Source organism: Eubacterium sp. CAG:161 (assembly GCF_000432355.1).
In the GTDB taxonomy this organism is placed as follows: Bacteria; Bacillota; Clostridia; order Lachnospirales; family Lachnospiraceae; genus Eubacterium_G; species Eubacterium_G segne.
The window spans coordinates 40,794-65,579 of record NZ_HF991865.1 but is presented as its reverse complement, the minus strand read 5'-3'; the positions used below and the strand labels follow the sequence as shown (position 1 = coordinate 65,579).

At 35.2% G+C, this 24,786-nt stretch carries 19 protein-coding genes; 4 read left to right on the top strand and 15 right to left on the bottom strand.

The genetic code is table 11. The features are described from left to right. Positions 1 to 285: 285 nt before the first annotated feature. Positions 286 to 1,383: a chorismate synthase gene (gene aroC / locus Q5O30_RS06235; RefSeq protein WP_021952890.1), complete on the top strand. Its 1,098-nt coding sequence runs from the start codon at positions 286 to 288 to the stop codon at positions 1,381 to 1,383. A 32-nt stretch (positions 1,384 to 1,415) separates the two neighbouring features. Here aroC and Q5O30_RS06230 read toward each other — a convergent pair whose 3' ends face one another. Further along, on the bottom strand, positions 1,416 to 1,817 hold the full coding sequence (locus Q5O30_RS06230; protein WP_021952889.1) for a hypothetical protein: 402 nt from the start codon (positions 1,815 to 1,817) through the stop codon (positions 1,416 to 1,418). A gap of 29 nt (positions 1,818 to 1,846) precedes the next feature. After that, a complete protein-coding gene (glyA, locus tag Q5O30_RS06225) occupies positions 1,847 to 3,088 on the bottom strand; it encodes a serine hydroxymethyltransferase (RefSeq protein WP_021952888.1) in 1,242 nt (413 codons plus the stop codon). 159 nt (positions 3,089 to 3,247) lie between these two features. Here glyA and Q5O30_RS06220 point away from each other — a divergent pair, with 159 nt between their 5' ends. After that, positions 3,248 to 4,003: a hypothetical protein gene (locus Q5O30_RS06220; protein WP_021952887.1), complete on the top strand. Its 756-nt coding sequence runs from the start codon at positions 3,248 to 3,250 to the stop codon at positions 4,001 to 4,003. A 149-nt stretch (positions 4,004 to 4,152) separates the two neighbouring features. After that, on the top strand, positions 4,153 to 7,827 hold the full coding sequence (locus tag Q5O30_RS06215) for a glycosyl hydrolase family 28-related protein (protein WP_021952886.1): 3,675 nt from the start codon (positions 4,153 to 4,155) through the stop codon (positions 7,825 to 7,827). Positions 7,828 to 7,905: 78 nt separating this feature from the next. Here Q5O30_RS06215 and Q5O30_RS06210 read toward each other — a convergent pair whose 3' ends face one another. From Q5O30_RS06210 to Q5O30_RS06155, 12 genes are all read right to left on the bottom strand, one after another. Further along, a complete protein-coding gene (locus Q5O30_RS06210; RefSeq protein ID WP_021952885.1) occupies positions 7,906 to 8,448 on the bottom strand; it encodes an Ig-like domain-containing protein in 543 nt (180 codons plus the stop codon). A 33-nt stretch (positions 8,449 to 8,481) separates the two neighbouring features. Then, positions 8,482 to 10,263: an aspartate--tRNA ligase gene (gene aspS, locus Q5O30_RS06205; RefSeq protein WP_021952884.1), complete on the bottom strand. Its 1,782-nt coding sequence runs from the start codon at positions 10,261 to 10,263 to the stop codon at positions 8,482 to 8,484. An 18-nt stretch (positions 10,264 to 10,281) separates the two neighbouring features. Beyond that, positions 10,282 to 11,541: a histidine--tRNA ligase gene (gene hisS / locus Q5O30_RS06200; protein ID WP_021952883.1), complete on the bottom strand. Its 1,260-nt coding sequence runs from the start codon at positions 11,539 to 11,541 to the stop codon at positions 10,282 to 10,284. Positions 11,542 to 11,589: 48 nt separating this feature from the next. After that, the gene (gene hemZ / locus Q5O30_RS06195; RefSeq protein ID WP_021952882.1) at positions 11,590 to 13,029 is read right to left on the bottom strand and encodes a coproporphyrinogen dehydrogenase HemZ; all 1,440 of its coding nucleotides are present in this window, start codon (positions 13,027 to 13,029) and stop codon (positions 11,590 to 11,592) included. Then, on the bottom strand, positions 13,029 to 13,649 hold the full coding sequence (locus Q5O30_RS06190; protein WP_021952881.1) for an MBL fold metallo-hydrolase: 621 nt from the start codon (positions 13,647 to 13,649) through the stop codon (positions 13,029 to 13,031). Before Q5O30_RS06190 ends, hemZ begins: the two co-directional genes overlap by 1 nt. 21 nt (positions 13,650 to 13,670) lie before the next feature. After that, positions 13,671 to 15,935 carry a bifunctional (p)ppGpp synthetase/guanosine-3',5'-bis(diphosphate) 3'-pyrophosphohydrolase gene (locus tag Q5O30_RS06185; RefSeq protein WP_021952880.1) on the bottom strand — a complete coding sequence of 755 codons (2,265 nt, stop codon included), beginning with the start codon at positions 15,933 to 15,935 and terminating at the stop codon, positions 13,671 to 13,673. Between the two features lies 1 nt (position 15,936). Continuing rightward, a complete protein-coding gene (locus Q5O30_RS06180) occupies positions 15,937 to 16,461 on the bottom strand; it encodes an adenine phosphoribosyltransferase (protein WP_021952879.1) in 525 nt (174 codons plus the stop codon). 71 nt (positions 16,462 to 16,532) lie between these two features. Continuing rightward, complete coding sequence (gene recJ / locus Q5O30_RS06175) at positions 16,533 to 18,287, bottom strand: single-stranded-DNA-specific exonuclease RecJ (RefSeq protein WP_021952878.1); 1,755 nt, start codon at positions 18,285 to 18,287, stop codon at positions 16,533 to 16,535. Positions 18,288 to 18,370: 83 nt separating this feature from the next. Then, a complete protein-coding gene (locus tag Q5O30_RS06170; RefSeq protein WP_021952877.1) occupies positions 18,371 to 20,626 on the bottom strand; it encodes a protein translocase subunit SecDF in 2,256 nt (751 codons plus the stop codon). Between the two features lie 18 nt (positions 20,627 to 20,644). Further along, entirely contained in the window at positions 20,645 to 22,006 is a 1,362-nt protein-coding gene (gene scfB / locus Q5O30_RS06165; RefSeq protein WP_021952876.1) for a thioether cross-link-forming SCIFF peptide maturase, read from the bottom strand. 78 nt (positions 22,007 to 22,084) lie between these two features. Continuing rightward, positions 22,085 to 22,225, bottom strand: coding sequence for a six-cysteine ranthipeptide SCIFF (gene scfA, locus Q5O30_RS06160; protein WP_021952875.1), 141 nt, complete (start codon positions 22,223 to 22,225; stop codon positions 22,085 to 22,087). Between the two features lie 157 nt (positions 22,226 to 22,382). Further along, on the bottom strand, positions 22,383 to 22,739 hold the full coding sequence (locus Q5O30_RS06155; protein WP_021952874.1) for a TIGR04086 family membrane protein: 357 nt from the start codon (positions 22,737 to 22,739) through the stop codon (positions 22,383 to 22,385). 160 nt (positions 22,740 to 22,899) lie between these two features. Between Q5O30_RS06155 and Q5O30_RS06150 the strand changes: the two genes are divergently transcribed. Next, positions 22,900 to 24,201 carry an HlyC/CorC family transporter gene (locus Q5O30_RS06150; RefSeq protein ID WP_021952873.1) on the top strand — a complete coding sequence of 434 codons (1,302 nt, stop codon included), beginning with the start codon at positions 22,900 to 22,902 and terminating at the stop codon, positions 24,199 to 24,201. Positions 24,202 to 24,533: 332 nt separating this feature from the next. Here Q5O30_RS06150 and Q5O30_RS06145 read toward each other — a convergent pair. After that, a partial coding sequence (locus Q5O30_RS06145; protein ID WP_302674612.1) for a DUF2085 domain-containing protein occupies positions 24,534 to 24,786 on the bottom strand: 253 nt, incomplete at its 5' end.

Genomic DNA, 24,786 nt, shown 5'->3' with positions numbered 1-24,786 from the left:
CCGTACCTACGTTCATAAATACAGGAGTTTCAATAGTGCCATGCACCGTTTCAAACCTACCGTACTTTGCTGCCCCATCTTTTGCTAGAACTTTAAACATATTATACCTACTTTATTATATTATACTCAAAAATGCGTACATTTATATTTTATAACATTATTTTGATATATTTTCAATATGTAAACAAACCAAAAACGTATTTTCCGGTCAAACATCAAGTTGACACCTGTTTGAGGATATTGTTATACTGTTATAGGCGATTTTACGGAAAGGAGACTTGCTATATGGCTGGTTCAACATACGGAAATATTTTCAAAATTACAACATGGGGTGAATCCCACGGCAAGGCATTAGGTGTTGTTGTAGATGGATGTCCTGCGGGACTTGAATTAAACGAAGATGACATACAGAAGTTTTTAAATAGAAGAAAACCCGGTCAGTCAAAATATACAACCCAGCGAAAAGAAGATGATAAGGTTGAAATACTTTCAGGTGTATTTGAAGGAAAAACAACCGGTACACCTATTTCAATGATTGTAAAAAATAAAGACCATCATTCTGCGGATTATAGTGATATTGCTTCATATTACAGACCGGGACATGCAGATTATACATTTGATGCCAAGTACGGATTCAGGGATTATCGTGGTGGTGGACGTTCCTCCGGTCGCGAAACCATCGGACGTGTTGCTGCCGGTGCCATTGCCTCAAAAATTCTTGAGAAGCTTGGCATTGAGATGCTTACATATTCTAAGAGTATTGGCAATGTTGAAATAGATTACAAAAAATTTAACAAAGATGAAATTGAGAAAAATCCTGTTTATATGCCTGATTCAGATGCTGCAAAAGCAGCTGAAAAAATTTTGGGCGAAAAAATGGCTGAAATGGATTCATGTGGTGGAATAATTGAATGTATTGTAAACAATATGCCAGCGGGAATTGGCGAACCTGTATTTGACAAGCTTGATGCTAATATTTCCAAAGCCATCATGTCCATCGGTGCCATTAAAGGCATTGAAATAGGTGACGGTTTTGAAGTTGCCAAAATGTCAGGCTCAACGGATAATGATGGATTCAGCATTGAAAACGGTGTTATTTCCAAGACATCTAATCATGCCGGTGGAATTTTAGGTGGAATGAGTGATGGCTCTTCTATTGTGGTACGTGCAGCAGTTAAACCTACACCATCTATCGCAAGAACGCAACAAACCATTAATAAATCCGGTGAAAACATTGATATTAACATAAAAGGCCGTCATGACCCGATTATTGTTCCCCGTGCAGTGGTTGTGGTGGAATCAATGGTTGCCGTTACTCTTGTAGATATGCTTTTTACGGGAATGACTTCTAAGTTAGATAAAATAATAGATTTTTACAAATAAAAACTATTTATACTAGAAATCCTTAGCAAAACCTAATCTTTGCTAAGGATTTTTTCATATATCAGCCCCATTACAAACCATAACGGAGCATAGTCTAACCGAACAACTCCTTTTATATTATATTTCGCACTACTATAATCCCACGGACAATTGTTACTTTTCTTTAACAGGCTTCCTGACACAAATTCCACCAGAAATATTCCTGCTGTATAAACTGCTCCCCTTTCCACCATTGGTTTATTATAAGCTTTAAGTTTTTTACTAATTGGCTTAATCACTGATGCCATACCATATATTGGAAACATCCATATGGATGTCTTTCCTATAAGCTTATAATTTTTTTCTTTAAAACAAGAGGCTGATGTAAAGAGTACCTCAATACACCAGCCTGTTATTCCACATTTTATAAAATCTCTGTTAATTACACTCTTCATATGTGTAATTATTTCCAAAAATATGAATCTTATTCATATAACGGATACTTGTCTGTTAATGTCTTAACCTTTGCCTTAACCTTTTCGCAATTACCTGTTAAATCACTTGCAATATCAGCCATACACTCTGCAATAACATCCATATCCTCTGTATTTAAACCTCTTGTAGTTACAGCAGGTGTTCCAATTCTGACACCACTGGTAATACCCGGCTTCTGAGGGTCATTCGGAATGGCATTTTTGTTACATGTAATGTTTGCGGCATCAAGAGCTATTTCAAATTCTTTACCTGTAATATTCTTGCTTCTTAAGTCAACTAACATTAAGTGGTTATCGGTACCACCTGATACAAGGTCAAAACCTCTGTCAGTAAGACCTTTTGCCAATGCCTGGGCATTATCTACAATATTCTTTGCATATACCTTAAATTCAGGAGATAATGCTTCCTTAAGGCAAACTGCCTTTGCAGCTATAACATGCATCAAAGGTCCACCCTGAATACCAGGGAATACTGCTTTGTTTAATTTATGTTCTAAAGCAAACTCTTCACTTGAGAGAATAAGTCCGCCTCTAGGTCCTCTTAATGTCTTATGGGTAGTTGTTGTAGTAACATGCGCATAAGGAATAGGGCTCATATGCTGACCACCTGCCACAAGACCTGCAATGTGTGCCATATCTACCATTAAATATGCTCCCACTTCATCTGCAATCTCTCTGAATTTCTTGAAATCTATCTTTCTTGGATAAGCACTTGCACCTGCCACAATAAGCTTTGGCTTAGCTTCAAGTGCTATTCTTCTTACTTCGTCGTAATCTATAAATCCATTCTCATCTACGCCGTATGATACTACGTCAAAATATGTTCCTGACATATTTACAGGTGAACCATGGGTAAGGTGTCCGCCGGCATCAAGACTCATACCCATAACCCTTTCTCCCGGTTTTACCAATGCGAAAAATACAGCCATATTTGCCTGTGCACCTGAATGAGGCTGAACATTGGCGTATGTACATCCAAATAATTTCTTAGCTCTTTCTCTTGCCAATTCTTCCACTACATCAACGTATTCACATCCGCCGTAATATCTCTTTCCCGGATATCCTTCTGCATATTTGTTTGTAAGGTGGCTTCCCATAGCTGCCATTACACCTTTGCTTACAAGATTTTCAGAAGCAATAAGTTCAAGATGTGAACGCTGTCTTCCAAGTTCATCTTCCATTGCTTTAGCAACTTCTGCATCTGCATTTTTAATTTCATCAAATGAAAACATAATAAAACCTCCATATATTTATAATCAAACGACACTTAAGCCGATTTTTTCCCTTATTACTTTACCATAACCTTCTATATTTTTAAACTAATTTTTTAATTTTGTTCTATTTTAATCCGAAAAATAATATTTATTAAGGTAAAACTAAAGGAGGATACTATGTACAAAATTCTTGCATTTGACAACGGTCAGCCGGCTATACTTTACCATAACGGACATAACGTATATATGTATACGGCAATTAGAGGACATATCCACCCTGAGGGGATTATTTTTAATGACGTAAAAGATGACTTTAGAATTTATGATGGTAATAAAAAATACGCCTTCTATATATCCACCGACAATAAAATAAAAACTGCAACCTTGTCGGGAAATCATTTTATGGAGTTTTTATCCATTCCTTTAGAAGACAGCAAAAACGGGCGTACTATTGTAAATGTTTCACCTATAATGTGCGAAAATGAACTTTACATATTTTATTGTACTCACAATAACCATAGCAATTTCTGTGATGTTTATTATCTGCTTTGCTCTGCACCAAACCATACATGTCTCATTAAGCGTAACATTAAAAATTATAATGACTTCGATGTGGTAAGCTCTAACAGGAAAACCTATATCATTTTGCAAAATGACTGCTACTACTTAAGTAAAAACGGAACCATTACAACAATTACAAAAAACGGACCTGACAATGTGAATTTAGCTGCTAACGAAACCATTGAACAATTAAAAGATTCATTATCAGAAAAAAGCAGTGAACTAATTAAATGTCAAAAGAAGATTTATGAAAAAAACATGGAAATATCTAATCTTAAATTTACAAAAAAACAGCTTTCCAGACAGTGTGAACAACTAAGCAATTATGTTGGAAAGCTTCAGGATGAATTAAGGAGAATAAAATTTATGTAAATCTCACAAAAAGCTTTATGCATTTGTGTTTTAACATTGCAACTTTTACAAAACTTTTTTATAATCATATTACTGTGTTGTATAATGTGATGTTTTTTTCATTACACAGCAGTATTTTATTATTATATTTTATGAGGGGGTTTTATGCAATGAAGTCAACATTCAAAGCACTATTTCTCGCGCTTACAATGGCATTGTTTGTCCTGCCTGCAGTAAGCACAAACGCTGCGGATATTAACAATATCCCGGCACCGGATTACACACTGAAATATACAGTTGATAAATCCGACACATTTATTTACTCCTATAACGTAAAGGATTTTGGTGCAGTAAGCGACGGCGTTACTGATAACACTAATATTTTCCAGAAATTGCTTAATAAACTTGGCGATTTAGGCGGAGGTACCTTATATGTACCAACCGGAAAGTACGTTATAAAGGGAAATCTTACTATTCCAAAGGGTGTAACTTTACGTGGTGACTGGACAAAGCCATCAAAGAACAACGCATTACCTGATGGGACTTTACTAATGGCGTATACAGGTAAAAACGGCAACGAACGTTCTACGCCATTTATTGAAATGGCACCTGAAACAGGTGTTATGGATCTTGCAATATGGTATCCGGAACAGGATGCGAATAATGTTGTACCATATTCTCCTACTATCAGATATGGTTTAAACAATTACTTCGGAAACGAGTATTGTAACACAAAAAACGTAACTTTAGTCAACTCATACATAGGTATTCTTTTCAATTATGATAACGGTGGAGCTTCTCCTGTTGTTTACAATTTGTACGGAACAACTCTTTACAAAGGTATTGAAATTGACAAAATTGCCGATGTTGGACGAATTGACGGAGTTCACTTTTCACCTGATTACTGGACAAACTCAGGTCTTTCAAACGCTCCATCAAACAAGACTTCTTTCGGGTCTTACATGAAGGAAAAATCAACCGGTATTGTTATGAGACGAAACGACTGGTCATACACATGTAACATTAACATTGATGGTTATATGTGTGGATATGATTGTGAAAAAACACTTTCAGCCGATGACAATGCAACTCCTAACGGTCACCATTACAATTTCAACATAAAAAATTGTAAGACAGGTATCATGATTAATGCTACAAACAGCGTTGGTATCTTATTTGATAAAATCAAACTTACTAACTGTGAAACAGGTATCAGCTTAGGTGATGGTACCTCTGATGTTGCCCAGTTCTTCGACACAACAATTGTTGCATCAAAGTATGCTCTTAGAACTTCTACCACATCAAATACCAAGGTAATTTTTAACAAGTCAAACGTTAAATCAGGTCAGGTATCAATTAACGGTGGTACCCTTACAGCTAACAGTTGTGAGTTTAACAACTTAGCTCCACAGTTATACTTTGGATTATCGGGTCGTGGAATCATAAAGGGATGTTCATTTAAAAACGGAAGAAGCATTTCTAATAATTCAATTTATGAAATCACATTTTCAGATAAAGCTGATATAACAAGTGTTGAAGATTTTCCTGAAATATCATTTGATTTTCATGTGCCAAACAGATGTGTATTATATGATGTAACAAAAGCACCATACAATGCAAGCACCTCTTCTAACGATAATACTTCTGCTATTCAGGCAGCCTTAAATCAGGCTTCAGCAGATGGTGGTGGTATTGTATTTATTCCAAATGGAAAATATAAGGTAAGAGGTCATTTAGATGTACCTTCAAATGTTGAATTAAGAGGAAATGTTGATTTACAGACAGTACCTCACGGTTCAGGAACTATATTAGAAGCATACGAAAACAGAAACAATCCTAACGGCTCATGTTTCATTAACCTTAAAGCTAATGCCGGACTTAGAGGTATCGTAGTTGATTACCCTGAACAGGTATTTGATGGTTCTGAATCATGGATGCCTGCTGAATATCCTTATACTATTCAGGGACAGGGAGCTAACATTTATGTTATTAACTCATCAGTAAGAGCTTCTTATAAGGCACTTGATTTATTTACATATAAGTGTGACAACCATTACGTTGATTTCTTAGGCGGTCACTGTTTTAACGTAGGTGTTAAAGTTGGTAACAACTGTAAAGACGGAAAATTATTCAACCTTATGTTTAACGTTATCGTTTATGCATGTGGTAATGAAAGCAAATTCGGAAGCTTTACCAATATGCCTAACGGTGTAAGTAATGCTCCATTATACAGTTATGGACTTAAATATTTAGATTTCCTTATTTTAGGAGATTGTACAAACGAAATTCTTTATAATGATTTCCACTATGGTTCAGCCCATGGTTTAGTGCTTCAGAACGAAGGAAATGGTGGTCCGTCCGGTTCATCAATGGGTATGGGTATTGATGGTTCAAGTAATTCAATTTATGCCGGTGCCGGAACAAACAAGAGTTTCGATTTATATAATTCACAGGTTGTTGCCCTTAGCAACGTAACAAACGATACATCATACTACTATCTTGATAGTAATTCAGGTATTACTTTAAACCTGTACAACTCAGATTATTGGGGACAGGCATATTATGGCATTAATGCACAGCCTTCTTCAAACACAACATTGAATTTAGTTGGTGCCCACTTCCAGAATCCTGGTCAGAATACTTTTGCAAGTATGTCTGGAAGTAATGCAAATATCATTTCTTCTAACTTAAATCAGAATGGAAATGGTTTTGTAAATTCAGGAAGCGAATCACATATTTCCATAAGTGGTTCCACTGTAAACAACAGAGACAATACCACAACATCCTTTAAATTATGGGATAGTAACCAGAGTGCTTATGCATCTCTTTCATCTGATGGCTTGCTGTCAAATATTTCACGTTCAGGTTGGGTAGCTTCTGCTTCTGCTAATAACGGAAATGCATATAAAGCCTTAGATGCCAATATTGGAACAAGATGGGATACATCCGGTGGTCAGGTATATGGACAGTGGTTTACTGTTGATTTTGGTAAAACATACCAGTTTAATACATTAATTCTTGATACAGCTACAAGTACATCTTCAGATGCTCCTGCAAGCTATGAAATTTACGTAAGTAACGACGGAAATAACTGGGGTAGTGCTATTGCTTCCGGTTCAAGTTCAAGTGGCGTAATAACATTCAATACTCAGAATGCCCGTTATGTTCGTGTAATGCAAACCGGTTCAAAAGGAAATTACTGGTCAATTCACGAATTCTATGCTTTAAATTCAGCAGGTGGAAATGATTTACCAAATGGAACTGTTGACACCGGAGAAATTGATACTCCGGATCCTGATCCAGTTGATCCAATCACAATTAGTAATTTAGTTAAAATTGAAGGCTACCAGATTAGCTCACAACTTAAAGGTTTCAGAGTAATTTCTTCGGTTGAACCAATTATCAACAACTTAAGTGTTGTGTCTTATGGTAATATTTACGGGTATGCTGATATGGGTGTTACAGATTCAGATATGGTTATTGATTCAACAAATCAATATGTAGCTAAATATGAAGCAACACAGGCAGGTATTATTGACCGAAAGTTCGGTTCATCTGACACTGCTACTTACTTCGTGAGAACAATGACTAATAACGGAACTACTGCCGCTGCTTACAATGCCAACTATAAAGTTAGAGCATATGCTGTTTTATCAGATGGTTCTGTTGTATACAGTAAAGTTTATAATTACTCTATATACAAAGTTGCAAGAGTCCTTTACGATTCATGTCGTATGCCTAATGCAGCTTCACACCAGTACCTCTACAATGATATTTTATCTGTAGTTGACAACAATTACAAAAAAGTAGACTATGACTGGGGTTCAACAATTGTAAAGAAGTAAATTACAACTAAAATTTAAATTAGGTAAATAAAAAACAGCTGAGGCCCACGAATAATAATCGTTGTGTCTCAGCTATTTTTATTTAATCCGGGTAAAATCTCCATGCTTCCCAGTGTGAAGCAATTCTTCCCGATGGTCACTGGCTACAATCAAAACATTTTCACCTATTTCAAGCTGCCCTAAAACTATTTTGTCATTTGCCACTTTATAAAAAAAGCTGTTTGATTTTATATACCCTTTTATGCTATTTATATGCTCATATACAGAAACGTATATACTGTCTTCTTTCCCCATTCCCCCTGTTGTATATGCACTTATTAATACAGTACCCTGACTCTTAGCAATAACTTGTCCATTTTTGTCTATGCTAGCTACACTCTCATTACTACTACTCCAATTAATATCTTTTATTGTATCAGGCAAAATATCTGCATTTAATTTAATTTTATCATTTAACTTAATTGATAAATCTTCTTCCTTTATCTTTAATGACTTTGTAATAATATCAAGATTATTCTGTGGAGTATAAACAGAAATAAACAATTTTTCAGTATATGTATTACCATTTCTATGTTCTGCAAAAAAAGCATACACCGTCCCGAAATGTACAAATTCCAACACAATGTATGCTTTTATAATTTATTATATATATATTTATTTTTTAATAATTGCAATGTCCAGTTCTTCTAACTGTTTGTCGTCAACTTCCCCCGGTGCGGCAGTCATAAGACATGATGCATCCTTTACCTTAGGGAATGCAATTACCTCACGGATATTATCCTCACCTGACATATGCATAACCAATCTGTCAAGTCCGTATGCAAGTCCTGCGTGTGGAGGAACGCCATACTTGAAAGCATCTAATAAGAAACCAAACTGTTCATGAGCAGCCTCAGGTGTGAAACCTAATGCTTCAAACATCTTTTCCTGAATGTCAGCCTGATGTATTCTCACACTTCCGCCACCTATTTCTGAACCATTTAATACAATATCATATGCTTTAGCACGGACTTTTCCTAATTCGTTGCTGTCAATATACTTAATATCTTCTTCCATAGGCATTGTAAACGGATGATGCATTGCTAAAAATCTGTTTTGCTCATCAGACCACTCAAACTGTGGGAATTCAACAACCCATAAGAAGTTAAATTTGTTCTTATCTATAAGTTCTAACTGTTCACCTAACTCTAATCTAAGTGCTCCTAAAACATTCCATACAACCTTATTTTTATCAGCGGCAAATAACAGCAGATCACCTCTTTCACCATCCATGGCTTTAACAAGATTGTCTAACTCTTCTTCTGTCATAAACTTTGCAAAGGATGACTTATAAGTGCCATCTTCATTAATGCAAAGATATGCCAAACCTTTAGCACCATTTCCTTTTGCCATATCAACAAGCTTGTCTATTTTCTTTCTAGGCATTGCTCCCTGACCTTTAACATTTAAACCTCTAACCGTACCACCGTTTTCTATAGCTCCGGTAAATACTCCAAAACCACAATCTTTTACTACGTCAGTAACGTTTACGATTTCCATTCCAAAACGTGTATCAGGTTTATCTGAACCATATCTGTCCATTGCCTCCTGCCATGTCATTCTTGGAATAGGAAGCTGAACGTCAACGTCAAGTATTTCCTTAAACAAAGCCTGCAACAATCTTTCGTTTACATCAATAACATCGTCAATATCCACAAATGAAAGTTCCATGTCAACCTGTGTAAACTCCGGCTGTCTGTCTGCTCTTAAATCCTCATCTCTGTAGCATCTTGCAATCTGAATATATCTGTCAAATCCTGAACACATTAAAAGCTGTTTATACAGCTGCGGAGACTGTGGCAATGCATAAAATGCTCCGGGATGAATACGGCTTGGGACAAGATAATCTCTTGCGCCTTCCGGTGTACTCTTACATAATGTAGGTGTCTCAATTTCAATAAAGCCTTCATTTGCCATAAATTTTCTTATACATGTAGTTACATCACTTCTTAGCTTAAGATTTCTCTGTAAATGAGGCTTTCTTAAATCCAAATATCTGTATTTAAGTCTTAATTCCTCTCTTGTATTTGAATCCTCTTCTACCGGGAATGGAGGTGTATCTGCCTCAGATAAAATACGCAATGTTTCAACTGTAACTTCAATGTCACCTGTAGCCATTGTCTGATTTATTGCGCCATCACGCTTTCTAACTGTGCCTTCTGCCGCAATAACATATTCACTTCTTAGTTCTTTTGCCTTTTCAAAAACTTCACCGTCATTTTCGTTAAAAACTAACTGTAACAAACCTGAGCGGTCTCTTAAATCTATAAATATAAGACTGCCTAAATTTCTTCTCTTCTGAACCCAGCCCATAACAGTTACTTTTTCACCAATATTTTGGTTGCTGACTTCTGTACATCTGTGACTTCTGTGAAGTCCCTGCATTGATTCTGCCATATTGTATACTCCTCCTCACTATTTAAGTGGATTTTTATAAAATTCTTTAAATTCATTATATCCCTGAGCCATAAGCTGCTCTTTCTGGAACTTTTTATTCTTGTTCATTCTTGTTACGAGAACCTGCTTACCACTCTTTCTTTCTTCCTGGGCATTAGCAATAACATCACAAAGTGCATCGCCGCTTACGCCTTTTTCTATAAGATAAACAACCTTATCATAGTCTTCCGGAATCTTAAATCCCTGTTCCATAAGTAATAAAACAATTCTTTCAAACCCAATTGAAAAACCGCATGCCGGAACATCGTGACCTGTAAATTTACCAACCATCTTGTCATAGCGTCCGCCACCTCCACAGCTTCCTCCAAACTCGGGAATGGCAATTTCAAAAATTGTTCCTGTATAATAAGACATTCCACGTACCAAAGTAGGATCAAACACGATCTCAAAATCAGAAGACTTTGTTGCTCTTACACTTTCAATAATTTCATTCATCCATTCTTTTACGTCATCTCCCATATAATCTCCCAGTTTTTCTGCAAGATAAGCTATAGGGTCTTTTTGTCCTTCGAGTTCCTTAAATAAATCTGTATATTTTTCTACAGCCTCCGGTGAAAATTCATATTTAATTAATTCTTCTTTTACACCTTCAAGACCGATTTTGTCCATTTTATCAAGAATAATGAATACGCTGTCATAAGATTCCTCCGGGAAACCACTATACGCAGCCATAGCCTTTAATATTCTTCTTTCATTTATTCTGATTTGGAAGTTTTTAAATCCCAACTTTCCAAGAGTTGTTGTTGTTGCAAGAATAAGTTCTATTTCAGCCAGATTGCTTGGATCACCTAATATATCAATATCGCACTGCATAAACTGACGATATCTTCCCCTTTGAGGTCTGTCTGCTCTCCAGACATTTCCCATTTGAAGTGCCTTAAAGGGTGATGGCAAATCATTAGCATTTTTTGAATAATATCTTACAAGAGGTACTGTTAAATCATATCTTAATCCATTATCAACTAAATCCATCTCTTCCTTAGCTGTTTCAAGATTTAATTTTTCTCCTCTTTTTAAAATCTTAAATATAAGTTTCTCGTTTTCACCACCCTGCTTGCTTGTGAGATTTGAAATATTCTCAACACAAGGTGTTTCAATTTGTGTAAATCCAAAAGCTTTATATGTATCCTTAATTACATTCTGTACATAATTTCTAATTTTCATTTCTTCAGGAAGAATATCTTTCATTCCTGTAACGGGTTTCTTACTTAAAGCCATTTTACCACTCCTTTTAATGTTTTTTCCAACCATACAATTTTACTATTATTAATCCAATTTAACAACCTTTTTTCTTTCAATCATTTCATCAATTCTATCTATATATAAATCTACATTTTTCAATGTATCAATTCTTTTTCCTTCTTTTCTGTCTTTAGACAGCAATTTAGTTACCGCTCCTGCACCGGCAGCCCACACATTCTGATAATCACCCATCATTAAAATGTTGTAAATTCCTTCCTTTCCAACCTTAGAATAACCTACATTTTCCTGATTACCAACCATATTTTTCTGTCTGTACATATAATATGGAACCATTTCCATTTTTCCGGCATATTCTTCCGTTATTTTCATTAACCTGCTACTGTTTTCCATGGTCATGTCGGAATATCTGTCCTTTTCCACATTAAGTCTTGAAGCCCTTTTTAAAGCAAGAGAATGAACTGTAATTCCGTCAGGATTTAGTTTAAGAGCTTCTTCCATGGAGTATTTTACCATTTGGGCGTTTTCTCCCGGCAGTCCCACAATAAAATCCATATTGATGTTATCCATACCGCATTTTCTTGCAATGGCAAATGCTTCTTTTACCTGAGAAACAGTATGCTTTCTACCTATAATTTCCAATGTTTTCTCATTCATGGTTTGAGGGTTTATGGATATTCTGTTTACTCCATGCTTTTTTAGAACCATTATCTTATCTTCAGTTATACTGTCAGGTCTTCCTGCCTCCACTGTAAATTCAACTACCGTGGAAAAATCAAAATTATCCTTCAAGGCATTTATAAGCCTGTCTAACTGATTTGGTTCAAGGGTAGTGGGAGTTCCTCCACCGATATATACCGTATTTAGTTCCCTGTTTTTTAGCTTTATTCCAAGATATTTAATTTCCTTTATAACTGCATCTAAGTATAAATCAACTTTTTTTCTGTATTTTTCTATTGGAAATGAGGTAAATGAGCAATACAAACAGGTTGTAGGACAAAAGGGTATCCCTACATACAAACTAAATCCATGTTTATAATTTATTTTTGACAAAATCTGTCGCTCTCTGTCAGCTATATCTATTGCCAGATTTAACTTCTCATCAGATATCAAATATGTTTCTTTCATATAAGACATAATTTCTTTCCGGCTAATGTCTTCTTCCAGCATCATCTCCGGAATCTTAGATGGCCTTATCCCTGTAAGTGTTCCCCAGGGAAGTTTCTCTTTCGTATCTGCACTTAACAGCTTATATAACAATTTCTTTAATATATTCTTAGTTTCTATTCTGTCTGAAAAATCACAAAACATTTCACCTTCTACAGGCTCTTTTTCCTTACTCCACACCGAAATACATATCTTGTTTTTTTCATATTTTACAGATATTTTCCGGTATGAATTTTCAACCCTGTCATTAATTTTAAAGGGATGACCGGTATAAAATGCCTGTACAAGTGATTGTACGTCATATTCAAACTGTGCCGGTTCTATTTGTATATCAATCATTAATAGTACACCTTTTCGCTGTCAATATTTGTTATGTTCATATGTCCCGGATATACCTCTGTCTCTCCCGGTAAAACCAGAAGTTTGTTTTTAATGGACTTAATTATATCAGATTCACTTCCTCCCGGGAAATCCGTTCTTCCTCTGCTTGCCTGAAACAAGGTATCTCCGCTAAATAAAACCTGCTCCTCTTCAATATAAAAGCATCCGCTTCCCGGAGTATGCCCAGGAGTAAGAATATATTGTATATCAAATCCCGCTACCTGAAAGTTTTCACCATCTTCTAAAAACTTATCTCCATTAACTTTTACAGGTTCTCCAAACATAGACGACAGATTCATTCTGCTGTCTGTAAGGACTTTTTCCTCTTTTGCCCCTACAATCACAGGAATATTATATCTTTCCTTCAGCTGATTTACGGCTCCGATATGATCAAAGTGTCCATGGGTAAGCAATATTGCCTTTGGAATCATTTCCAGTCTGCTTACATTAACTGATATTTTCAGTTCGTCATCTCCCGGATCCACAATAAATCCCTCTTTTGTATCCTTATTCATACAAATATAGCAATTTGTGTAGCACTCGCTTACAGTAACACTTCTAATCATTATCTTAGCCATATCAAATCTCCTAATCTTTTATTAACTGCTTGTTCTTTCAATGTCAATTATACTGTCAATGGTTCTTATTTTTGCAATAAGACTATTTAATTCATCTGTACCCTGAATGGCAAAAGTCATTGAAATAGTGGCAATGTCGGACTTACTTGTTCTACTGTTAATACTGTTTACGTCAATATTTCTCTCTGTAAATATCTTTGACAGGTCAGTAAGTATTCCCACACGGTTATGGGCATATATAACGATTTCCGTCATATACTTTCCATCCTGCTCTGATTCGTCAGCAGCCCAGCTTGCCTCTATAAGCCTTCCTCGCTCAATATCCGGAAGATTTATAATATTTACACAATCGGTTCTGTGTATAGAAACACCTCTTCCTCTGGTGACAAATCCCACAATTTCATCTCCCGGAACCGGACTACAGCATTTTGAAAATCTTACAGCCACATCATTCATTCCCTCAACAATAATGCCGCTTTTTGATGAATTATGTTTCGTTCCCTGCTTGTTTCCATTAGCTTCATTTAAAACATCTTCATCTGTAATTTCAATTTTATGGTCTTTATTGTATTCGTCTAAAAGCTTGTTTACAATCTGACCTTCCTTTAATCCTCCATGACCTATAGATGCCACTAGTGAATCCCACTCCTTGTAGCTATACTTAAGCCTTACCTTATCCATATATTCAGGCTTAAATATTTCTGACATTACTATGCCTTTAGACTTACAATACTTTTCTATAAGTTCACGACCTTTAACAATATTTTCCTCTTTATTTTGCTGTTTAAACCACTGGTTTATTTTGTTCTTTGCCTGAGTGCTTTTAACAATTTTTAACCAGTCCATACTAGGGCCCGTGGAATTATTAGAGGTTACAACTTCTACACGGTCACCGTTTTGTATTTTATAATCAATGTTTACCATTTTTCCGTTAACACGGGCACCTACCATCTTGTTTCCTACGGCACTATGAATACTGTAGGCAAAATCAATTGGCGTAGAGCCGTTTGGAAGATTTTTAACATCTCCATTAGGTGTAAAACAGTAAACTCTCTCTGAGAACATATTAAGGTCATCTTTAAGTAAATTTAAAAATTCCTTGTTATCTGACAAATCTCTCTGCCATTCAAGAATCTGCCTTAACCAGCTAATCTTCTGTTCCTCATTATCTCCCTCACCTGTGATGTTTTCTTTATATTTCCAGTGAGCAGCGATACCATATTCAGCGGTTTTATGCATTTCGTATGTTCTAATCTGAATTTCAAAAGGCTGTCCGTTAGGTCCGATAAGGGTAGTATGTAAGGACTGATACATATTCTGCTTTGGCATGGCAATATAGTCCTTAAATCTTCCCGGAACCGGTGTATATTTCTCATGAATAATACCTAATGCACCATAACATTCCATAACGCTGTCTACAATAATTCTAACAGCAAATACATCGTATATCTGGTCTAATGTTTTATGCTGCATTGTCATTTTCTTGTAAATACTGAAATAATGCTTAACACGTCCGTCAATAGTAGCCTTAATTCCTGCTTTTTCTATATATCCTGCAACTTCAGCAATGAGATTACTCATAAATTCTTCTCTATGCTCAAGTCTTTCATGGACACCTTCAACTAATTCCTTATATTTTTCAGGTTCAAGATATCTTAAGGCAAGGTCATCTAATTCTATTTTAATTTTAGAAATACCAAGTCTATCTGCGATTGGAGCATAAATATCCATTGTCTCCCTTGATTTTTCTTTTTGCTTTTCCGGTGTCATATATTGCAAGGTACGCATATTGTGAAGCCGATCAGCTAATTTTATTAAAATAACTCTGATATCCTTTGCCATGGCAAGAAACATTTTCCTTAAGTTTTCAGCCTGTTCCTCTACCTTGTCAGTATCATAATCCAATCTGGTAAGTTTGGTTACTCCATCTACTAAATCTGTTACTTCCTCACCAAATTCCTTTATCATTATTTCCCTTGTGGCAGATGTATCTTCCATAACATCATGTAAAAGACCTGCCATTATGGATTCCTTGTCCAATTCCAGGTCTGCCAAAATAAGGGCAGTATGAAGAGGATGTATGATATAAGGCTCTCCGGATTTACGTTTCTGGTCACCGTGGAAATTTTTGGCAAAATTATACGCCTTCTCTATCATATGCAACTCATCTGCCGACGGATGATAATGTTTAATTTTGTCTATAAGTCTCCCGTATAATTCCTCAGGGGTTGCCTGTTCTTCTTCTTTTGGAATTACACCGTGATTTTCGATTTTTACATTGTTCATATTATTTCCCTTCATATGCTACAACTGAATCTACTCTATATCCTTCTAATTTCTCTCTACCTTTTAATCCTGCTAATTCCATAAGGAATACGCAACCAACTACAACTCCACCAAGTCTTTCTACTAAATCAATAGCTGCTTTTACTGTTCCGCCTGTGGCAATCAAATCATCAGTTATAACAACTCTCTGTCCCGGTTTAATGGCATCTACGTGAATTTCAATTTCAGCTGTACCATATTCCAAATTATATTCTTCTGAAATAGTTTCACAAGGCAGTTTACCTTTCTTTCTAACCAAAACAAAGCCTTTATTTAAAGCATACGCAATAGGTGTACCCAAAGCAAAGCCTCTGGCCTCTAAACCTACAACCACATCAAAATCCAGATCTTTTACCTTATCTATCATGGAATCAATAGCTATCTTAAGCCCGTTAGGATCCTTCATTACTGTTGTAACGTCTCTGAAAATAATACCCGGTTCCGGAAAATCAGGTATGCTTCTAATGTACTTTTCTACCTCATGCATTTTATCTTCTCCTTCTTGCTATATAATTATTTATTTTATAGTTGTCATAATTATATATTACCACAACCCTTTTAACAAAATCTATCTATTATTATTTGTAAATTTATCCTTCCGTTATACTCATTTATTTCCGGATAGTATGTTGCCATAATTTCCAAATTATTCTTTTGACCCTGAAGGGCCTTATTTACCTCTTCCTCACCGAATTTTTCAGACAAAAATGCCATAAAATCAACGGCACTGTTAAACTTAACTGCAGTCATTCTGTAATGATTTTGATTTTCTACAACCATTTTTATTACATTCCCTGATTTTCCCAGTATTTGCAAACTGATAATCTTTAGATTTTTTTCTGCAAAAACCGGCTTTTCATTGCCTTTTCCATAGGGCTTAATAATCTCTAACTGATTTACGAAATCCATTGTAATATATTCCAAAGGCAGGGCAATGTCAATCCATACCTTTAAATATAAATCTTCTTCCGTTAAATTACAATTTTCATTTAACATTTTTCTAAATAAATCTATATTTTTTTCTTCTAAAGATATTCCCGCTGCCATTTTATGACCACCAAATTTTGTAAGCAAACTTTTTACCTTTGTAAGTTCTGAATACATATCGTATTCCTCAATAGAACGACCTGATCCTTTAACTCCCTGTTCAGCATCTGTCAGGACAAACGTAGGCTTATTATACTTTTCTCTTACCCTTCCTGCAATAATTCCTGCAATGCTTTCATGACAGTCTTTAAGGTATAAAACCAATACTTTGTCATCCATATCCTGTGCCATTTCAATTGCTGTCATGGCTCCTTCATTAGTCATATCCTTACGTTCAGCATTTAATTCCACCAGTTCTTTTGCCAAAACTTCCGCCTTTTGAGTATCTATGCAATCTAATAACTCCGTGGCACGTTTTGCCGTGTCTAATCTTCCACTGGCATTTAGGCAAGGGCCTATAACAAAACCAAACTGATAAGATGAAAGATTATTTTTATCTAACTTACAGGCATTTATTAAAGCATTTATACCAATATCATTACAGTCTTTTAGTTTTTTAATGCCCTGTTTTACTATAATTCTGTTTTCTCCCTTTAAATCCACTACGTCACATACAGTTGCAATAGCAGCGTAAGGAAGTAACTTATATAATTCGTTTTTGCCTATGCCTTCTGTTTCAAACAATGCCGATATAAGCTGATATGCAACCATGGCTCCACACAGCTCTTTAAACGGATAGGGGCAGTCTGCCTGTTTGTGATTTACCACTGCATCTGCATTAGGAACAATATATTCTCTTTTTCCATCAGTTTCTTCAAAAGGTACCTCGTGATGGTCAGTAATAATAATATTCATTCCAAGAGATTTGGCATATTCCACCTGATTATAAGCTGAAATACCGTTATCACATGTTAAAATAGTATCAATACCGCTATCATAGGCATTTTTAATTAGTTTTTCGTTTATACCATAGCCATCTTCTATTCTGTGGGGAACTACAAGGTCTATATTTGCCCCTAACTTTTTTAATGACCTAAATAAAATATATCCGGAAGTTATTCCATCAACATCATAATCGCATATTATTCTTATTTTACTTTCATGACTGATTTTTATTCTTAGTATATCAACAGCCTTATCCATATCTTTAAAAAGCCATGGAGAACTTATTTTTTCCAAATCACCATTTAAATAATTATAGATGTCCTCGTCACCTATTACATCTCTGTTTCTAATTATCCTTGCAATTATCGGACTGATATGAAATTTTTCAGAAATATGATTAAAATCTGCCCTTTTTGTCTGTAAAAACCATTTCTCTTTCATAATAATTATGCCTTGTTCCTAAATAGTATTTTAAAAAGAAAAACGGCACCACCATTTAGATGGTACCGTTAAATACTTCTTAATTATTTTTCTTTGTCGTACTGTTTACCTTTTAATACATACCACAATGCACCTGTAACAAATACTGATGAATAAGCACCGGCTACGATACCTACCATTAATGGTGTTGTAAATTCTCTAATAGATGAAACACCCATAACGAATATCATAAATACAGCAACAAATGTAGTTAATGATGTGTAGATACTTCTTGTAAGTGTTTCTGTGATACTTCTGTCAATAAGACCAATCATTGTTTCACCACGCTTCATAACTGCCTTATTTTCTCTAATTCTGTCAAAGATAACAATTGTAGCGTTTATTGAGTAACCTACTATTGTAAGAAGGCAGGCAATAAACGTTGTTCCAACTGTAAGTCTTGACAATGAATAGAAACCAACAACTATAAGTACATCATGAACTAATGCTATAACAGCTGCTAAAGCAAACTGAATATTCTTAAATCTTAACCAGATGTAAATCAACATACAAATTGTAGCAAGAGCTGTAGCAACAACGGCATCTCTTCTCATTTCAGCACTGATTGTATCTGAAATTTCTGTATCATTAAAGTTCTGCTCGTCATCCTTTGCCTGATACTTGTCAATCAAAAGCTTCTTAAATTCGTCCATTTCATCTGATGACATTTTCTTTGTCTTAATAGAGTATAAGCCCTTTGTACCTGTATCCTTCTGAGCCTGTACATCTGATGTATTTAATGTTTTCTGTATTTCAGGTTTAATTGTATCGTTGAATTCATCGATAGTGTAATCCTTATCAAACTGAACGCTTATAGATGTACCACCCTTAAATTCAATACTATAGTTAAATGCTTCATTTCCTGTTGCCACATTGTAAACAATTGAGCCTAAGCCAATAACAATAACAACTATTGAAATTGTAAACCAAACTTTTCTCTTTTCAACAAATTTGATAACGTTCTTTGCTCTTTCCTTGCCATAAAATCCCGGTTTCTGGAATCCCATGTAATATAACATCCATACAATTCCTCTTGAAACAACAAGGGATGTAAATAACTGAATGAAGATACCTATTGCAAGTGTCATGGCAAAGCCTTGAACTGTTCCTGAACCTCTCCAAAGAAGAACTAATGCTGCAATAAGTGTTGTAACGTTACCGTCAACGATAGCTGATGTTGCTTTCTTAAATCCAATAGTGATTGCATTCTTAACTGACTTACCGGCTGCAATTTCCTCTCTGATACGGGCATAAATAATAACGTTAGCATCAACTGCCATACCGATATTAAGAATAATACCTGCAATACCCGGAAGAGTAAGTGTAAGGTCAAATCCGTTAAGTGCAAGAAGCATTAATTCAACATATGATAATAATGCAAAACCTGCAGCAAGACCAGGCACTCTATATACGAAAAGTAAGAATAATACAATAATAACAAACGCTATCATACCTGCCTGAACACTCTTTGATAAAGCATCTCTACCAAGCTGTGCACTCTGAACACTATGACTTAATTCATCCAATGAAAGATCAAGTGAACCAATCTTAATATTATCTGCAAGTGTCTGTGCTTCCTCTAATGTAAAGTTACCTGTGATTTGAGCCTGTCCACCGGTAATTGACTGATTAATTTTCGGGTCACTAAGAACCTCATTGTCATAAATAATGTATGACTGCTGTCCAACATTCTGAGATGTCATTTCACCAAAAATTTTTGTTCCTGCTGTATTAAACTGTAGGTCTACAGCATTCTCTGCTTTTCCTGTCTTTTCATTAGTTGTTGCCTGACCTTTAGCATCTGAAACACTGTCACCTGTAAGCCATACCTTATAATATCCGTCATACTGTCCACCTGTTGTGTTCTTTAACTGGATATATTCCTTGTTTTTAAGTTGCTCATCTGTAGGTGTTGAATCAGCCTTTGTACAGAAATAAAGTGAACCCGGCTTACCTAATTCTTCAAGAACCTTGTCCGCATCATATGCACCCGGGATTTCAACTGTAATTCTATCATCACCCTGCTTATAAGCTGTAGCTTCTGTACTAAATGTATGAATTCTCTTCTCTAATTTTCCTCTTGTAGCTTCAAGAGAATCACTGTTTAACTTATCACGGTCATCTTTCGATACCTGATATGTAATGCTTACACCACCTTTAAGATCAAGACCCTGTGTAATATACTTAGCCTGTCCGCGATCCCCTACACCAAACAGAATCACATAACCGGCAAAAGCCATTACTGCAAGTGAAAGTATAAAAAATACAATCCCTTTAGTTTTGTTCATTTTAATTTTCATCTTTTAACCTCTTTCTTATCAGTCAGCGTCGGCTAACGCTGCTTTTATCATTATTGAGCATTCCACCCTTTTTCTCTGCATTTCACATCCGATATCATAAGCATCATTAATTGTGCCATGAAAATTATATGAGTTTGCAGCACAACCGCCACTGCAATAAAATCTTGCAAAGCAGTTTTTACATTTTTCTTTTGAATACACATTACAGTCTCCGAATGTGGAAACAATATCTTTACGGACAATTCCATCATTTACATTTCCCATAAGAAAATCTTCGTTTCCAACAAACTGATGGCATGGGTAAAAATCTCCCCATGGTGTAACTGCAAGATATTCAGTTCCTGAACCACATCCCGATAAGCGCTTATACACGCATGGTCCCTGATTTAAATCAATCATAAAGTGGAAGAAATTAAAGCCTCTGCCTTCCTTCTCACGCTTTATGTATTCAAGTGCAAGTTTATCGTACTCTTCCATTATTGTCGGTAAATCCTCTTCCCTAATGGAGTACGGATCTTCTTCCGGACCAACAACAGGCTCAATTGACATCTGTTTAAATCCTAAATCAGCAAAATGTTTTACATCTTCAGAAAAATCAAGATTATCTCTTGTAAATGTACCTCTTATATAATAATTGGTCTGATTACGGCTTTCTGCAAGCTTTTTGAATTTTGGAACAATAAGGTCGTAACTTCCTTTTCCGTTTCTAAATGGTCTCATTCTGTCGTTGACTTCCTTACGACCATCAAGACTAATTACTACATTAGACATTTCCTTATTCAAATACTCCATAATCTCGTCGTTAAGAAGTACACCATTAGTGGTAAGGGTAAATCTGAATTTCTTGTTGTATGGCTTTTCTAACGAACGTCCATATTCAACTAACTGCTTTACAACCTCCCAGTTCATTAATGGTTCACCACCAAAGAAGTCTACTTCAAGGTTTACTCTATTGCCTGAATTTTTAACAAGAAAATCCAGGGCTTTCTTTCCAACCTCGAAACTCATAAGTTCTCTTCTTCCGTGATACTCACCCTCCTCAGCAAAACAATACTTGCATGCCAGGTTACAATCATGGGCTATATGCAGGCACAAAGCCTTAACCACGGTCTGACGGTTCTCCTTAAACTTTTCAACAAACGGCTGATATATGTCTTCGGTAAACAGTTGTCCATCTTTTTTTAATTCTTCTATTTCGTCAATTGCCTCTAAAATATCGGACTCATTATACTTATCCTTCAGTTTATCAACAATTTCAGAAGAAGAAATATCTTCAAACAACTCTATAGCATCATATGTAACGTCGTCAACCACATGCACTGCGCCACTGTTAACGTCCATTACAATGTTATATCCATTGCTTTTATACTGATGAATCACTGTGACTTCCTCCCTTTTTAACGCATTATAACAGAGTCGAAAATTCGGCTCTGTTATAAAATAATGCCATATAAAATTTTATTTGTTTTCGCAAGTCTGGTTTCCTACTGTACAAGAAGTCTTGCAAGCAGACTGACATGATGTCTGACATTCACCGCATCCGCCTTTTTTCATTGTGTCCTTTAATGTTTTTGCATTTAATGTCTTAATATGTTTCATGGTAATCCTCCAAATCTATTTTGTGCTTATTTATGTAAAGCTGCACAAGTCTTAGGTTATTATATCACAATATGGTATTTTTTCAAACGTTTTCTTTATTGTATCAAAATCCTGTTAAAATCGTTTAAAATCATTCCCCTATTATCCTATCTCACCTTTAACTAAGCATTCCTCCTATTGTTCCTGCCACCACGGAAACAATACATCCTGAAAAGAGTCCTACACTTCCTGATGAGACGCTTCCTTTTGAAATTAGTGCTGTGAGGAAAATTATTGCAAAATAAATCAGTCCGGCTAATGCTCCCCACACAAATTTTCTGCTTTCCATAACCTTTCCCACTATCACCCCACCACAAAATGACGCAATTCCATAAATTATCAACACCATTATTTTTATTGTTGCCACAGAAGGTGAAATTTTAAGAACCACAAAAGCAATTAGTGCCAACAATACTGTACTTATAATCATTTGTATCAATGTTTCCTTTAAAAATAACACTGCAACTTTTTTCATAATTTATTTACCGGTAATACCAGCCTTTCCTAACGTTTATATAATAATTTATATTATGAAAGCGTATAATTTATTACGGTTTGTTGACTTTAAATTATCTATATTGTACAATCGACTCTAACAGGCTTTTGCCTGAAATATTTTTTATAAGGAGATTTATATGGGACCCAGTGACATAGCTCTGCTATGCATATTATTTGTTTTATTGTTATTCTCGGCGTTTTTTTCATCAGCCGAAACTGCTCTTACTACATTTAGTAAAGTAAGATTGAGAATGCTTGTTGATGACGGAAATAAGAAAGCTATTGTACTTGATAAGGTACTTAGCAATTCCAGAAAGATGCTTAGCACTGTTTTGATAGGTAACAATATTGTTAATATTGCTGCTTCTTCTCTTACAACAGTTTTAGCCCAGCATATTTTTGATGTAAACATAGTTGTCAGCGTTTGCGTAGGCGTACTTACACTTGTCATCATTATTTTTGGTGAAATTATTCCCAAAACGGTAGCAACTCTTCATGCTGAGTCAATTGCATTATCTTATGCAAAGCCAATTAAATTTTTTATGTTTATTTTAACTCCGGTTATTTTTGTGCTGAATCTGTTTTCCAGCTTTCTGTTAAAAATATTCAGAGTTAACGTAAATTTAAATTCAGCAGCTATTACTGAAGATGAATTAAGAACCATTGTGGGGGTTAGTCAGGAAGAGGGTATTATCGAAGATGATGAGTACGATATGATTAACAACGTTTTTGATTTCGGAGACACATGTGCTAAAGACATTATGATTCCTAAGGTTGATATAACCATGGTTCCTATTGATGTTTCATACGATGAGCTTTTATCTGTTATTAAGTCAGATAAATTTACCCGTATACCTGTTTATAAAGATGATACAGATAATATTGTGGGAATTATCAACATTAAAGATATGCTTATAAATGAAGTAAACCGTGTAAATTTTGATGTTAATAAATTAATGCGTGAACCTTATTATACTCACGAAAAAGAAGAGCTTAATGACCTTCTTATAGAAATGAGAAATAATGAGCCCGGAATGTGTATTGTTTTAGATGAATATGGTCAGGCTGAGGGCCTTATTACATTAGAAGATATTGTGGAAGAAATCATAGGTGATATCCACGATGAGTTCGACCAGGCTGAGGAGCTTGCTGTCAGACAAATTGGTGAACATGAATACATTGTTGAAGGCTCAATTAATTTAGATGATTTCAATGACGAATTGGGTACTAATATAGATTCAGAAGATTATGAATCTCTCGGTGGACTTATTATTGAACACTTAGACCGCCTACCAAACAAAGGTGACAGTGTGAAAATTGATAACTGCAAACTTACAGTTATCAAAATGGATGATAAACGAATTGATTTGGTTAAGGTTAAAATTGACCATGAAGATGACACTCCATCTGATGAGGTTAATTCAGAATCTGACAAATAGTTTTGTGGTATATATAACCCCCCGTAAGGTATCGATAAATAAATACGAAACATTCCCGTAGATTGTATTATGTATGATATAATTTACGGGATTTTTTATTTCAATATTTTTAGTAATTTTTGGATTTTAATAATTCTTTTATTCTTTTTTTGAATTTATGTGATGCGAGCAGTTGGATTTTAATTTTTATTATATCCATATTCTAGTCATCCCTATTCCAGTCATTTCCATATCTCACCATCTCATCTGCTTCTTAAATATAACTATCAAAAAAGCAGAACTTCAATGTTTTCTTTCAACATAAAGTTCTGCTTATACTTTAATACGATATTTTATAACTGCGAGTATCTCCATTTTCTTCCAATATTAACCCCTATATTAAAGCAATACGCTGTAGATATCATAAACAACATCATTAAGCCTATTCCAAATAATATGCCCGTAATCAAGCGCTTAGTGTTATTACTTTCATACTTTGTTTTTGCCTGTATCAAACCATCTGTTACAAGAGGAATTAATAAAACAAAAAACACCCATATATGTAAATTTTTCAAAAAGAAATATCCTATAGGAGTTACTATAATT

Excerpts from the sequence above, each read along its gene's own strand:
- aroC (WP_021952890.1), top strand. The coding sequence starts at position 286 with ATGGCTGGTTCAACATACGGAAATATTTTCAAAATTACAACATGGGGT.
- Q5O30_RS06230 (WP_021952889.1), bottom strand. The coding sequence starts at position 1,817 with ATGAAGAGTGTAATTAACAGAGATTTTATAAAATGTGGAATAACAGGC.
- glyA (WP_021952888.1), bottom strand. The coding sequence starts at position 3,088 with ATGTTTTCATTTGATGAAATTAAAAATGCAGATGCAGAAGTTGCTAAA.
- Q5O30_RS06220 (WP_021952887.1), top strand. The coding sequence starts at position 3,248 with ATGTACAAAATTCTTGCATTTGACAACGGTCAGCCGGCTATACTTTAC.
- Q5O30_RS06215 (WP_021952886.1), top strand. The coding sequence starts at position 4,153 with ATGAAGTCAACATTCAAAGCACTATTTCTCGCGCTTACAATGGCATTG.
- aspS (WP_021952884.1), bottom strand. The coding sequence starts at position 10,263 with ATGGCAGAATCAATGCAGGGACTTCACAGAAGTCACAGATGTACAGAA.
- hisS (WP_021952883.1), bottom strand. The coding sequence starts at position 11,541 with ATGGCTTTAAGTAAGAAACCCGTTACAGGAATGAAAGATATTCTTCCT.
- hemZ (WP_021952882.1), bottom strand. The coding sequence starts at position 13,029 with ATGATTGATATACAAATAGAACCGGCACAGTTTGAATATGACGTACAA.
- Q5O30_RS06190 (WP_021952881.1), bottom strand. The coding sequence starts at position 13,649 with ATGGCTAAGATAATGATTAGAAGTGTTACTGTAAGCGAGTGCTACACA.
- Q5O30_RS06185 (WP_021952880.1), bottom strand. The coding sequence starts at position 15,935 with ATGAACAATGTAAAAATCGAAAATCACGGTGTAATTCCAAAAGAAGAA.
- Q5O30_RS06180 (WP_021952879.1), bottom strand. The coding sequence starts at position 16,461 with ATGCATGAGGTAGAAAAGTACATTAGAAGCATACCTGATTTTCCGGAA.
- recJ (WP_021952878.1), bottom strand. The coding sequence starts at position 18,287 with ATGAAAGAGAAATGGTTTTTACAGACAAAAAGGGCAGATTTTAATCAT.
- Q5O30_RS06170 (WP_021952877.1), bottom strand. The coding sequence starts at position 20,626 with ATGAAAATTAAAATGAACAAAACTAAAGGGATTGTATTTTTTATACTT.
- scfA (WP_021952875.1), bottom strand. The coding sequence starts at position 22,225 with ATGAAACATATTAAGACATTAAATGCAAAAACATTAAAGGACACAATG.
- Q5O30_RS06155 (WP_021952874.1), bottom strand. The coding sequence starts at position 22,739 with ATGAAAAAAGTTGCAGTGTTATTTTTAAAGGAAACATTGATACAAATG.
- Q5O30_RS06150 (WP_021952873.1), top strand. The coding sequence starts at position 22,900 with ATGGGACCCAGTGACATAGCTCTGCTATGCATATTATTTGTTTTATTG.